Annotated in this window: 14 protein-coding genes; 6 read left to right on the forward strand and 8 right to left on the reverse strand. The window is 64.4% G+C overall.

Going from position 1 to position 12,449, the window contains the following annotated elements:
• Nucleotides 1-118: 118 nt before the first annotated feature.
• From MUN23_RS03755 to MUN23_RS03765, 3 genes are read right to left on the reverse strand one after another with little or no spacing between them, the layout of a single operon-like run.
• Nucleotides 119-856 (reverse strand): hypothetical protein, encoded by a 738-nt coding sequence (locus MUN23_RS03755; RefSeq protein ID WP_248762179.1) that lies wholly within the window; start codon nt 854-856, stop codon nt 119-121.
• 2 nt (nt 857-858) lie between these two features.
• Complete coding sequence (locus MUN23_RS03760; protein ID WP_248762180.1) at nt 859-1,365, reverse strand: GNAT family N-acetyltransferase; 507 nt, start codon at nt 1,363-1,365, stop codon at nt 859-861.
• Nucleotides 1,366-1,378: 13 nt separating this feature from the next.
• The gene (locus MUN23_RS03765) at nt 1,379-2,266 is read right to left on the reverse strand and encodes an alpha/beta fold hydrolase (protein WP_248762181.1); all 888 of its coding nucleotides are present in this window, start codon (nt 2,264-2,266) and stop codon (nt 1,379-1,381) included.
• Nucleotides 2,267-2,423: 157 nt separating this feature from the next.
• Between MUN23_RS03765 and MUN23_RS03770 the strand changes: the two genes are divergently transcribed.
• Entirely contained in the window at nt 2,424-2,858 is a 435-nt protein-coding gene (locus MUN23_RS03770) for a nuclear transport factor 2 family protein (protein WP_248762182.1), read from the forward strand.
• 12 nt (nt 2,859-2,870) lie between these two features.
• Here the strand turns inward: MUN23_RS03770 and MUN23_RS03775 are convergent, their stop codons facing one another.
• Nucleotides 2,871-3,215 (reverse strand): iron chaperone, encoded by a 345-nt coding sequence (locus MUN23_RS03775; protein WP_248762183.1) that lies wholly within the window; start codon nt 3,213-3,215, stop codon nt 2,871-2,873.
• Between the two features lie 113 nt (nt 3,216-3,328).
• A complete protein-coding gene (locus MUN23_RS03780; protein ID WP_248762184.1) occupies nt 3,329-3,709 on the reverse strand; it encodes a VOC family protein in 381 nt (126 codons plus the stop codon).
• A 314-nt stretch (nt 3,710-4,023) separates the two neighbouring features.
• Here MUN23_RS03780 and MUN23_RS03785 point away from each other — a divergent pair, with 314 nt between their 5' ends.
• Nucleotides 4,024-5,322 (forward strand): glutamate--cysteine ligase, encoded by a 1,299-nt coding sequence (locus tag MUN23_RS03785; RefSeq protein ID WP_248762185.1) that lies wholly within the window; start codon nt 4,024-4,026, stop codon nt 5,320-5,322.
• Here MUN23_RS03785 and MUN23_RS03790 read toward each other — a convergent pair.
• Nucleotides 5,208-6,395, reverse strand: coding sequence for an IS30 family transposase (locus tag MUN23_RS03790; protein WP_371875902.1), 1,188 nt, complete (start codon nt 6,393-6,395; stop codon nt 5,208-5,210). The two genes, MUN23_RS03785 and MUN23_RS03790, sit on opposite strands and share 115 nt — an antisense overlap.
• 135 nt (nt 6,396-6,530) lie before the next feature.
• On the opposite strand from MUN23_RS03790, the gene MUN23_RS03795 reads away from it, so the two are divergent.
• Entirely contained in the window at nt 6,531-6,848 is a 318-nt protein-coding gene (locus MUN23_RS03795) for a hypothetical protein (protein ID WP_141139649.1), read from the forward strand.
• A gap of 5 nt (nt 6,849-6,853) precedes the next feature.
• Here MUN23_RS03795 and MUN23_RS03800 read toward each other — a convergent pair whose 3' ends face one another.
• Nucleotides 6,854-7,543, reverse strand: a complete 690-nt coding sequence (locus MUN23_RS03800) for a GntR family transcriptional regulator (protein ID WP_248762186.1) — start codon at nt 7,541-7,543, stop codon at nt 6,854-6,856.
• A 51-nt stretch (nt 7,544-7,594) separates the two neighbouring features.
• Nucleotides 7,595-9,088 carry an FAD-dependent tricarballylate dehydrogenase TcuA gene (gene tcuA / locus MUN23_RS03805; protein WP_248762188.1) on the reverse strand — a complete coding sequence of 498 codons (1,494 nt, stop codon included), beginning with the start codon at nt 9,086-9,088 and terminating at the stop codon, nt 7,595-7,597.
• 196 nt (nt 9,089-9,284) lie between these two features.
• On the opposite strand from tcuA, the gene MUN23_RS03810 reads away from it, so the two are divergent.
• The 3 genes from MUN23_RS03810 to MUN23_RS03820 are packed head-to-tail and all read left to right on the forward strand — an operon-like array spanning nt 9,285 to nt 12,417.
• Nucleotides 9,285-10,265 (forward strand): tripartite tricarboxylate transporter substrate binding protein, encoded by a 981-nt coding sequence (locus tag MUN23_RS03810; protein ID WP_248762190.1) that lies wholly within the window; start codon nt 9,285-9,287, stop codon nt 10,263-10,265.
• Entirely contained in the window at nt 10,262-10,909 is a 648-nt protein-coding gene (locus tag MUN23_RS03815; RefSeq protein ID WP_248762191.1) for a tripartite tricarboxylate transporter TctB family protein, read from the forward strand. The genes MUN23_RS03810 and MUN23_RS03815 overlap by 4 nt, the downstream gene beginning before the upstream one ends.
• Complete coding sequence (locus MUN23_RS03820) at nt 10,909-12,417, forward strand: tripartite tricarboxylate transporter permease (RefSeq protein WP_248762192.1); 1,509 nt, start codon at nt 10,909-10,911, stop codon at nt 12,415-12,417. The genes MUN23_RS03815 and MUN23_RS03820 overlap by 1 nt, the downstream gene beginning before the upstream one ends.
• Nucleotides 12,418-12,449: the final 32 nt, after the last annotated feature.

The following is a 12,449-nucleotide window of genomic DNA, read 5'->3' on the forward strand; positions in this document are numbered from 1 at the left end:
GTCCCTTGTGGGTCGGGAGGCGCGTGAGCTCGGACGGGCAGGCTGCGCCGATACCGCCCATGTTCCTCAACCCCTCGGGGAGCGTCAAGGCAAACCCGCGCCCCGGTGAACGCCGTCCTCAGCCGTGCGTGACTGCAGCCCCCAGAAGCCCAAACAGCGTTCCGGCCGCCAGGGCAACGAGGGCGCGCCTCCGCGTGGGATACAACCAGCGCACTGCAAAAACAGCCACCGCGAGAATCAACCCGTTCACCACGCTCATGGTGACCGCCAACCATTCGGTCCCGGTGGACACGCCGAAGCCTCCACCGCTGCAGCCGCTGATCCCGCACCAGGCAAGACCCGCCACGAGCCACTGCGGAAAGCTCAGCAGGACAGCGAGAGGCACGGTCCACCAGAGGTGCCGGACGTTCCGGGTGACCACCCCGTGAAATGTCACGACCAGAACCTGAGGCACAGCGGCAGGCACAGCCACAGGCGTGGCGGCGGACGTGGCGGCGGCTGGAACCGGCTTCCGGATGCTCAGGACCATCCACCGGAAGAGCGCTGCGTTGACCACCGCAAGGGCGAGGAATCCCAGGTAGTAGATAACCGTCGTCGGCCTCAACCCGCCCGGCGGCGGCGGACCCGAGGAATCAAGGAAGAAGACCACGGCGAAATACGCCGCCGAAACGGGCAGCGTCAGGAACACCAAGGACCGCATCAGCCACTCCCGGACCGTCTCATCCAGATCAAGGTCGAAGGATCCGGCGAGGAGCGCCACGCCAACAATGGCAACCGTCACGGACAGATATAAGGCGACGGCGATCCTGGCCCAGCGCGGTAGTGACGCCTTATCGGGCAAGGATCCTGTCCGCATGATCATGACCGGGCCCGCACCGGACGGACCATGCGGATTTCGGGCAGTTCTTCCCACTCGGGTGGCAGCTGGCCGCGCGTGCCGTCAGGGCGAAAGCCGTGTTTGACGTAGAAGGCCTGCGCCCGGGGATTGTTCTCCAGCACCCAGAGATACGCCGGGCTTTCACCGATGGCCGCGCTCAGCAACGCGGCCCCCAGCCCGCTGCCGTGCGTCCGCCGGAGTGTGTACAGCGAATACAGTTCCAGCGCCTCCGGGCCGTCCTCATCCCGTGCGGGACCCGAGTCGGCGAGACCCACCACGTCGTGGTTGGCGTCCACGGCAATGATCCGCGGGTCGCTGCCGGCCAGGAATGGCCGACGGCGTTCCACGCGTTCGGGAATGCTGGCCCTCCGCGTGCGGAAGAAGTCCGCTGACAGCCGGTCACCATAGGTCTCCTCGTGGGCCAGGGTGTGCATCTGCACCACGGCTTCAGCGTCCTCGGGAGTGGCCTGCCTGATGAGAAAGTCCATGGCCCCAGCCTAGCTACTTCACCCACCCGGTCTTCTGCAGCCAGCCGGCCAGGATGGGCAGTGCCACGGTACTGTGCATTGCACCCAGGTGATCCAGGCCCGGCAGGACGCGGACGTCCCACCCGGCCTTGGTCAGGGCCGCTTGATGCCTCGCCAGGGGCTCCCCGATGGACACCCGCACGCCGCCCCAGACCGGTTTGTAGTCGATCTGGTCCTCGGAGCCAGCGAACGCGAGTTTGGGCAGGTCCGCCGGGAGCACTGCGACGGAATCGTCAAAGTCCTGCAGCGCTTCGTACAGGGTGACGAACTGCTGCGTCTGCGCCTCGGTGGTCCGGACCGACACCGAATCCCAGTCGCCCGGCTCAGGTTCCTGGACCGGGCCTGCCGGTTCGCCGGCCGGTTCGCCGGCCTTTTCCACGGACATGGCATGCGCGGCGCGGGTGACAGCCAGCATGCTCCGGTACGGGCCCTCGAGCGGCGGGAACCCGCCCATGGCGAGCGCCCGCAGACGGTCGGTGCGGAGTGCCAGTTGCAGGCCGCTCAGCGCCAGCCAGGAGTAACCGTAGTAGGCAAAGCGGTCGACGCCGGCGGCATCGGCAATTGCCAGCAGATCCTTCGCGATGTTCCCCGGGCTGAGCGTCTGCGGCGCCGGGTGGGCCATACGGTGCGCTTCGTAGTCCGCGGCTATAACCCGGTTGGTTGGTGCCAGCCCGTTGATGAGGTTTGGTCCCAGGGCCGGGTCCCCGCCCCACTGGCGCAGCGTCTCCGCTTCCGCCGTCGTGTGCAGGGCCAGGCTGACCGGCAGGAGGACACCGGGTCCGTCTCCCTGAACCGTAACGGGGATGGTTGAGCCGTCATGGAGAACTGCCTCAACTGTTTTTGTGTCTGTTCTTGTGCCCATGGATTCTTCTTCCTCCGCGGTATTCACAGAGGGTATCCCCGTTCGTTGACACTCCTCTACAGCGGACGTGTACTTAAATTGGCGTCTGCGCATGCAGGGCCAAATCACGAAGCGGCCCACGCTTCCGTGCGGCCGCCCTCAACACATGGAGGTCGAAATGGGACAGGCACGCGAGGTCATGGACCGCTTAACCACGGCCATGGCAGCAAAGGACAAAGAGACACTAGCGGGGTGCTACGCCGAGGACGCCGTGGCCTTCACCCCTGATGAAGGCGAGCTCACCGGGCGGGAGGGAATCACCAACTACCTCTTCCATTTCTGGGAAGCGCTGCCGGACGTCACGTATGAGTACGCCGATAAACATGAGGCCGGGAATGTGGCTATCGATGAGGGTTTCGTCACCGGAACGAACACCGGGCCGTTGAGCCTGCCTTCCGGCCAAACGCTCCCAGCCACCGGCAAACACGTCAGAGTCAGAAGCTGCGACATCGCCAGGGTCGAGGGCGGCCTGATCACCTCGCACCACTTCTACTTCGACCAGATGGACTTCTTGGGACAGCTCGGACTGCTTCCGGAAATGTCCAAACACTGACCGACGCCGGCCCTACTTGAGGATCTCGGCACGGCGCAGCCTGACGATGTCCTCCAGTACGTCGTCGGGGAGGGGATGCGCCGGCGTGAACCGGATGGTCCCTTTGGACAGGGGGTACCCTTCAAGCCGTCCGGCGACGGCGTCAATCACCGCCGGGGAAAACGGGAAGACGGAGAGGTGCTTGGCTGCCCGGACGACGCCCACGAGTGGCTTTCCCTCAAGTTTCAGGGCGGGCATCCCGTAGCTCATCCCCTGCTCGGCCTCCGGCACAACGGCCCTTGCAATGTCGATCACATGTTGCAGGCACCCGCGGTCCGGCTCAGGAAGTTCGGCCAAGGAATCGTCAACGGTGCCCATGGCGCCCATTCTATTCCTGGGCGTGGCGCGCTATACCTGAGCATGGGCGAGGGGCCGCACCTGCCTTCGCGGCAAGTGCGGCCCCTTCGTCCGGCAATCAGCCCTGCGGCTTGCTACTTGCGCTGGGAGATGTTGAGAATGTTCCCTTCGCTGTCCAGGAACCAGGCGGACTTCCCCCAGTCGTTATCAGCAACGCCGTTCTCCGTCTTCAGGCCGGGGAAATCGTAGTCTTCAAAGACGACCCCGCGGCCCCGCAGTTCCTCCATTTCGGCTTCGAGGTTGTCCGTTTCCCACCCCATCTGGGTGTTCTTGGCCGTCCCGGCATTCTCTGTCTGGTAAATCAGGAAACCCGTTCCGTTGCCGCCGCTGTAAAACAGGCTGTCGTCCTCCATGGAATCGGACGGTTCCAGGCCCAGCTTGTCCCGATAGAAATCCTTCGCCCTGTTGATGTCCTTCGCAGCGAGAACAGCCATGATGGTTCGATCCTTGAGCATGATGATTTCCTTTGTGCCTTGCTTTCGCGTTGGTGGCGATGCTCTCCCCCGGTGGCGGATCCGGAACCACGTTGTCCGGTGCCGCGTGGCCGCCCGTTGCGCCAAGTGCCGGAGCGGCCACCTGGGACTCTCCTGCGCCGCGCCAGCCATCATCGGTGCGAGGGTCCCCGAAGCCTACGTGGCCATTATGGAACTGAAAGGGCATCCGAGGATAGGGGATTTTAACCGCTTCAGGCGGCCCTCCCGGAAGCCTCCACGGTTTCAGGGAACAGCTGTGGCATTTGGAGCCGCTTTTGTTGGCGCACACTTAGCTAGTGCGTACTTTTGGTGTTGAAGAAGAATTCCTGATCGTTGATCCCTCCAACGGCAGTCCCCTGCCTCTGGCAGCAGACCTGCTGCGCCTCCAGGACCCGGGCGAACCGGCGGACCTTTCCACGCACCCGATGCTCGCCGTCGAGCTTCACCAGGAACAGCTCGAAGTGATCACCCACCCGCACAGCAGCCTGAGCGGACTCTCCGCCGAGATCCTGTCAGGCCGCGCCTACGCGGACTCACTCGCCCGAAAAGTCGGCGCCAGGATCGCCGCGCTTGCCACGTCCCCGCTGGCGGTGACACCCCATTCCACCAGCAACCCCCGCTATGACGCGCTGCTGGAAAAGTTCGCCGTGGTGGCCCGTGAGCAGCTGACCTGCGGATGCCACATCCATGTCTCCGTCGATTCCGATGAGGAAGGCGTCGCAATCCTGGACCGCATCAGGTCCTGGCTGCCGCCGCTGATGGCGTTGAGCTCCAATTCCCCGTTCTGGGACGGCGCTGACAGCGGCTATGCGAGCTTCCGCACCCAGGCCTGGAATCGCTGGTCCTCGGCCGGGCCGACGGAAATCTTCGGCTCGGCGCAGGCCTACCACCAGCGTGTGGCGGACCTGGCTGCCACGGGCGTAGTCAACAACCCTGATTTTGACGCCCGCCTCTCCGCCCGCCACCCCACCGTGGAGATCCGGGTATCCGATGTTTGTCTCGATCCCCGCGACACCGTCCTGATCGCCTCCCTGGTGCGGGGGCTGGTGGAGACAGCTGCCCGGGAATGGAAATCCGGGCAGGCGGCGGACACGGTTTCGGCCATCATCCTGCGCCAGGGGGCCTGGCTGGCCAGCCGGTGGGGCATCCAGGGCGAGCTGCTCCACCCGCTGACCCACAAGCCGGAGTCGGCGCGCAATGTCATCGCCGCGCTCCATGACCATGTCCGCGACGCCTTGGTCGAGGCGGGCGACGCAGCCTACGTCGAGGAATCCCTGCACCGGATCTTCGCCAACGGAACCGGCGCCAGGCTGCAGCGGCAGGCCTACGCGCGCCACGGCCGGCTGGCAGACGTGGTGAGCGACGCCGTCGTGGTTACCCACCAGGAACCCGCCATCTACGAGCCGCTCACCCCGGTTGACCTATCACTTCTGGTCCCCAACCCGGTGGCAAAGTCAAGTAGTCGGAGCAACGCGGGGGTTTATGCCGCGTGTAGCAGCTGGTTCAGCCGGTTGGCTGGGGTCTCGAGGTTAAGGGTGGGCCGGGGCCGGCGGTTGAGTTTCGCGGCGACCCGGCGGAGGTCCTCCGGGGTGTGAACGGAGAGGTCAGAGCCTTTCTCGAACCAGAACCGCAGGAGCCGGTTGGTGTTCTCGTTGGTCCCGCGCTGCCAGGGTGAGTGCGGGTCGCAGAAGTAGAGCGTGGTCTCGAGTGCGGTCTGGATTTGGGCGTATTCGGCCAGTTCCGTGCCGCGGTCCCAGGTGATCGACCGTCGCAGGTGATCCGGGAGCTGGCCCATCTCCCGGATCATCGCGGCGGCGACAGTCTCAGCGGTGTGGTCCCCGGCGAGGTGGAGGAGGATCGTGAACCTGGTCGAGCGTTCCACGAGTGTTCCGATCGCGGTCCCGTCGCAGCCGATGATGAGGTCACCTTCCCAATGCCCCGGCACCGCCCGGTCCTGGACCTCGGCCGGGCGCGCACTGATCTTGAACGCCTCCTTGTAAGGGCTGTTCTTGTGCCGGTCCGCGGCGTGGGGAACGCGCTGCTTCCGCTTCAGGCTGAGCTTCTCGGCCAGATCTGCCCGCAGACTTCCGCGGGATTGAACATACAGCGCCTGGTAGATCGTCTCGTGGCTCACCTGCATAGTGTGATCACCGGCGAAGTAAAACGCCAACATCGCCGAGATCAGTTTCGGACTCCACCCGTCATCCATCCACACGCCGATCAGCCGGCACAGATCCTCGTCCTCGACCAGCTTCAACGCCTTGGGCCGGCGCCTGGCCTGATGCGCCCTCGTATGGGCGACCGAGGCGTAATACACCCCGTCCGCGCTGGCGTTCCGGTTCACCTCCCGCCAGACCACCGACTTGTCCCGACCAATCGCCTCACCAATGTCGGCATAGCTGAGTCCCTTCCGCCGACCCATCTGGATCATCCCCCGATCAGCCAAGTTCAACGCCCGGCCACCCGGACCGTCCGCCGTCGGTGCCGGATCCGAAAGACCCCCAACAGCGCCCATGTTCACAGTCATCATGTGGCCAGACTGGGCCCACCAGTTCCTCCCAGCCCCATGCGTGACTCCGACACGCCGCGCGGCAGCGACAATCGACATCCCGCCACACACCATGTCAACGAACTCGGTGCGGGTATTCGGAGGAAATGATCTGGCCATGAAAACGCTCCATCAATCAGAGCGTTGCTACGACCGTATGACTCTGCCGGTGGTTTAGCCACCAAACCTGATAGAGCAACCCCGCGCGCCTGGTTCTCGCGTCGGGTGGGCCGGGAACCGCGGGATAATGGAAGCATGAGCAATCAGGACCCGGATCCCTGGGCGGAATTCGACAGGCTCAAGCCCGCAGTCCCGGACCGTGTGGCCGGCTATCCCGGCGGCGAACCGGTGGGCTTTGGCTTCCGGACGGGTGTGCGCAGCGCCAAAGTGGCCCTCGGCTTCGCCGTGTACGCGCTGGCGCTGGGAACCATGCTGGTCCTCACCGGCGCGGTGGTCTTCATCGCGCAGGGGCAGTGGCTGCTGCTCGGGCTGATGGTGCTGATCGAGGCCGTCTTTGTCTATGGATTCATCCGGCTGGCACGCCAGGCGCGCGACCGCCGAGTCTCCGGGTAGGTGCCTTAGCGGCGGGTACTGCTCGTGCTCAGAGGTTGCTGCAGGGCCGTCTCCCGGAGCAGCTGCAGACGAAGGGTCCGCGCCGTTTCCATGTGGCTCCGGGCAATTTTTCCGGCGGCACCGCTGTCCTGCCGCTCGATGGCATGGACCAGGGCCTCGTGCTCATCCAGCGATTCGGCCCAGCGGTTCCCGGTGGAGAGCGTGGACCGGGGTGCGTGGATGAGGTGGGTCGAGAGCCGGTCCAGTAGGTCCCTCAGGACTGGGTTGTGCGCGCAGTTCCAGACGGCGGCGTGGAACTCCAGGTTGGTAGTGATGCGGGTGTGGTCATCCGGTTCCTGGAGTTCCCGGTCCCGCTGGAGCAAAGCCTCAAGCCGCATCAGGTCCGGGAACTGCCGGGACCGTGCCGCCTGGCGCGCGGCCTCTTCCTCGAGGAGGATGCGCATGTCGTAGATCTGGATGACCTGCTGCGGGTCAACCTGGGGAACCTGCAGGCCCCGGGCCACGCGCTCCAGGAGCCCTTCCTGCTGCAGGCGGGACAGCGCCTCCCGGACGGGTGTCCGGGAGACGCCAAAACGGGTGGCAAGTGACGTCTCTCGAATAGCGGTCCCAGGCTGGTGCACACCGGACAGGATTTCGCTGCGCAGGGTCCGGAAGATGCTCTCTCCGTCAATGCGTGGGGTTGCTGTTTCCGTCACTTGAGTGGTCCTTGATGCCTGGGGGTGATTGGTGCTTGTTCGAAAGGAACTTTACGCCAGAACGCCTGCCCGTCGGCCGAAGACGCACCCTGCAGCCAGTCCGGTACCGCCCGGATAGTTGGTGCTGAAGAGTCCGCCCAGCATTTCACCCGCCACGAACAGTCCTTCGATATGCTCGCCGCCGGCGTCCAGGACGCGGCCGTGGGTGTCCGACTTGATGCCTCCGAACGTGAAGGTGATGCCGCAGGTAACCCCGTAGGCGTAGAAGGGCCCGGTTTCGATGGGGGCGGCCCAGTTGCTCTTGACCGGTTCCGTGGCCGCCATCCGGCCGTCCTTGACGGTGGGATCGAACGGGATGGACCGATCGATCGAGTTGTTGAAGTCCGTCACGGTCTTGGCCAGATTCTCCGGGTCCAGGCCGATTTGTGCCGCCAGGTCCTCAAGGGTGTCAGCCACCTGTACGGAGATACCGGGCATGTCGTATTCCTCGCTGCGCAGCATAGGGCGAAGGCTTGCATCGAAGATCTGGTACGCCACCGATCCGGGCTGCTTCAGGATTTCCTTGCCGTACTTGGCGTAGGTGTAATTACGGAAGTCTGCGCCCTCGTCGAGGAAACGCTTGCCATCCGTGTTCACGATAATGCCCAGCGGGTAGCTCTGCCGGGTCAGCCGATTGGTGAGTTCACGGTTGCTCTCGTTAGTGGCTGTGAAGGCATCCCACTGAACGCTGTGGCAGGTGCCCCAGTCCCCGCCCTTGGTGGCCCCGATCTCCAGAGCCGCGGCGATCATGTCGCCGGTGTTGTACGGAGTCCCCCGGACCTTGGCGTTTTCCCAGCCCTCGCCCAGGTGCTCCCGGCGCCACTGGGGGTCGGACTCGAAGCCGCCCGCGGTGAGGATCACGGATTCCGCCCTGAGACGCAGCTCGCCTTCCGCAGTATTGACGACGACGCCGGCAACTCGCCCGTTTTCCACGATGAGGCTTTGCGCCGCGTGGCCGTAGCGGACATCGATGCCCAGTTCGGCAGCAACCCGGGTATGGTCCTCGATCAGGCCTTCGCCGCCACCCACGTTCCCCACATGCAGTCCGCCCCAGAAGAGGTAGGATCCATCCGCGCGCTCATACGCCTGACGCTCGTACATCAGGCGGTACTTCAGGCCCAGGCCCTTGAGCCACCGCAAGGTGGACTGGCTCTCGGCGATGAGAACCTCCGTCAGCGCGGGATCATTCCGGCCCTCAGTGACCTTTTCCAGGTCCGATGCATATTCCTCAGCGCTGTAGGGGGGAACCACGGTGCAGCTGTGACGCTCATCCGGTTCCACGAGGCCCTGCAGGTCGTCCAGCCCGTTGTGAACGATCCGGGTGGCGCCAGCGGTATAAAAGCTGTTACCCCCGGCCATCTCCTTCTCACCCTTTTCCAGCAGCACAACGCGCCGCCCACGTTCCGCCGCGGCATGCGCAGCAGTGAAACCAGCATTTCCGCCGCCCACCACAATTACGTCAACACTGTCCGCACTCCGGGGTCCGGCTCCATTACCGATAGACATTGACTGTCCTCTCACTAGGGTTAGTGAATCCAACTGTATACAACGGTATGCAACCGGCGCAAATGGTTTCTACGTCTCGAAAACTTGCCGGTGACTGCCATCACAGGTATAACTGTATTTCATTGTGTACAACGGTATCCGATATGGACCCTAGTACTTTCGCCCCGCCCAACAACGTCGTTACGGAACGAGAACCATGAAAAATCCCCTACGCAATGCCGTGTTCGGCCTGGTTGTGGCCGTCATCGCCGCGCTTGCGTTCGTGAATGCCGGCACCGCCGGTGGAACGAGCACGGCCAGGAACAAACTCACTCTGATCGCTCCCGCGGCCCCGGGCGGCGGTTGGGACGGATTTGCCCGCGAAGGACAGCAGGCGCTCAAGAGCGGCGGCGTCGTCAATAACGCCCAGGTAGTCAACGTGCCCGGGGCCGGCGGGACAATCGGCCTGAGCCAGTTCGTTCAGACTCCGGGGCGCGAAGACGCCCTTCTGGCGACCGGTGGCGTGATGGTGGGGGCCATCGAACTCGGCGACAATCCGGAGTCCATGGCTGACGTTGTTCCCATCGCGCGGCTGGCCGATGACTATGCGGCACTGGTGGTACCTGCCGATTCCGAGTTCAAAACCCTCGATGATTTCCTGGCCGCCTGGAAGAAGGATCCCGGTGGAACCTCGATCGGCGGCGGCTCCCTGGGCTCCATCGACCACCTGCTTAGCGCGATGGTAGCCAAAACCGTAGGCGTGGATCCCCAAGATGTGAACTACATTGCGTACTCCGGAGGCGGGGAGGCCCTGACCTCCCTCCTGTCCCACACCACGTCCGCCGGCATGTCCGGCTACAACGAGGTCAGCGACCAAATCGAGGCGGGAACGCTGCGCGCCCTGGCAATCTCTTCGGAGGAGCGGCTGGCGGGCGTGGACGTTCCCACCTTCAAGGAACAGGGCGTGGACGCAGCCATGTCCAACTGGCGTGGGTTTGTGGCCGCGCCCGGCACAACGGACGAAGTGAAAGCGGAATTTATCGCGATCGTCACCGAGATGCGCAGCAGCGCCCACTGGCAGGAAGCCCTGAAGCGCAACAACTGGAGGGACACCTTCTCAACCGGCGAAGAGTTCGAGCAGTTCATCAACAACGAAGTTGCAACGGCCCAAGAAATCGTAAAGGACCTCGGCCTATGAGCCTCACCCAGCACCAGCAAGAAACAGGATCCGCTACGGAGCCGCAAAGCCAACCAAAAGCAGGCTTCGGGACCGGCCGCAGTGAATTCGTTGTGGTCGCCGTGCTGTACGCAGTGGCCATCTTCCTCACCGTGGGCACTGCGACCATGAATGTGCAGGGCAAGTCAGCTCCCGGACCGCAATTCTTCCCCATTCTGGTGTGCATAGTCCTGTACTTGGTGGCCACCCTCCTGGCGGTCCAGATCATTCGTTCACCGAAGGTCCCGGACAATGCCATCCATCCCGGGAGCGGGCAGTTCTCCGCGGACATGCTTCACGACCTTGGCCATCTCGGGAAGGAAGAGGATGAAGCCCGCGAAGAGACGGAATCCCTGGCGCCGGCAAAAACCTGGAAGACCTACTCGGACTGGCGGACGGTTGGCCTGCTGCTGGCCGGCGTCGTTGCTTTTGTCCTGCTGCTCAACCCACTGGGCTGGATCATCAGCGCCGCAATGCTGTTCTGGGTTGTTGCCTACGCCCTGGGCAGCCGCCGCCAGGTCTTCGACATCGGCGTTGGCCTGCTCTTTTCCTCAATTACGCAACTGGCCTTTGGCGCCGGGCTGGGCCTCAGCCTGCCGTCCGGCATCGTGGGAGGGATCTTCTAATGGAACAACTCGAACTCCTGATGGGCGGCTTCGCCAGCGCCCTGACCCCCATCAACCTCCTGTGGGTGCTGATCGGCGCAATCCTGGGCACCGCCGTCGGCGTCCTTCCCGGGCTTGGTTCCGCCATGGCGGTGGCACTGCTGCTGCCCGTGACGTTTTCACTGGAACCGACGGCAGCGTTCATCATGTTCGCCGGCATCTATTTCGGCGGCCTTTTCGGTGACTCCACCTCCGGAATCCTGCTTAACACGCCGGGCCACTCGTCCGCCATCGCGTCCACCTTCGAGGGCCACCGGATGGCCAAGAACGGTCACGCCGCCAAAGCCCTGGCCACGTGCGCCATCGGCGCCTTCATCGGCGGCCTGATCGCCACAACCCTGGTGGTGTTCTTCGCGCCGACCCTGGTCAAAATGGCCACCGTCTTCGGCCCGGCAGAGTACTTCGCCCTGGCAGTGTTCGCGTTCCTGGCCATTTCCGCCGTCGTCTCTGAATCAGTTATCCGCGGCATCGCGGCCCTGGGGATCGGGCTGGCCCTCGCCCTCGTGGGAATCGACGGTCCCAGCGGCACGGCCCGGTTCACCCTGGGCATGCCCCAGCTCTTCGACGGGATCTCTGTCATCGTCATCACGGTGGGGCTGCTGGCCCTCGGCGAGGTGTTCCACATCGCCTCCCGCATCCACCGCGACCCCGTTGCCACGCAAATCGAAACCAAGGGCCGGGCACGGCTTACGCTCGCTGATTTCAAGAAGGCATTGCCCGCCTGGCTCCGCGGCACCGCGTTCGGCGCCCCGTTCGGGCTGATCCCCGCCGGCGGCGCTGAAGTACCCACCTTCCTGGCCTACGGCACCGAGAAGCAGCTGGCCAGGCGCCGGAACGATCCCGAGTTCGGCACCACCGGTTCCATCCGCGGCCTGGCCGCTCCCGAAGCCGCAGCCAACGCCACGGCCGGCACTGCCATGGGTGCCCTGCTCGCATTGGGACTTCCGACGTCGGCCACCGCGGCCATCATGCTCGCGGCCTTCCAGCAGTACGGCATGCAGCCCGGCCCCCTGCTCTTCGAACGAAGCGGCGACCTGGTCTGGGCGCTGCTGGCCTCGCTGTTCATCGGCCTGGTGATCCTGGTGATGATCAACATTCCGTTCGCGTCCGTCTGGGCCAGGCTGTTGAGCATCCCCAAGCATTACCTCTACGCCGGCATCACCGTCTTCTCGATGCTCGGTGTCTACGCAGTGAGCTCCGCGGTGCTGGACCTCTGGCTGCTGATCGCGATCGGACTCACCGGATTCCTGATGCGCCGCTACAACATCCCGCTGGCACCAGTGTTGATCGCCGTGATTCTGGGGCCGATGGCGGAGACCGAACTGCGCCGCGCGCTGGCCGTCTCCGAGGGGAACCTGGGCATCCTGGTGGACAGCCCCATCACCGTGACTTTGTATCTGGTACTCGCCGGCGCCCTCGCCCTCAGCGCCGTCCAACATCTCCGCCACCGGGCCAGCCGGAAAGCCTGATTGCGGGACCTAACCATAAGGGAGCCCCTGCC

Origin of the sequence: Pseudarthrobacter sp. SSS035 (assembly GCF_023273875.1) — a bacterium.
Lineage (GTDB): Bacteria > Actinomycetota > Actinomycetes > Actinomycetales > Micrococcaceae > Arthrobacter.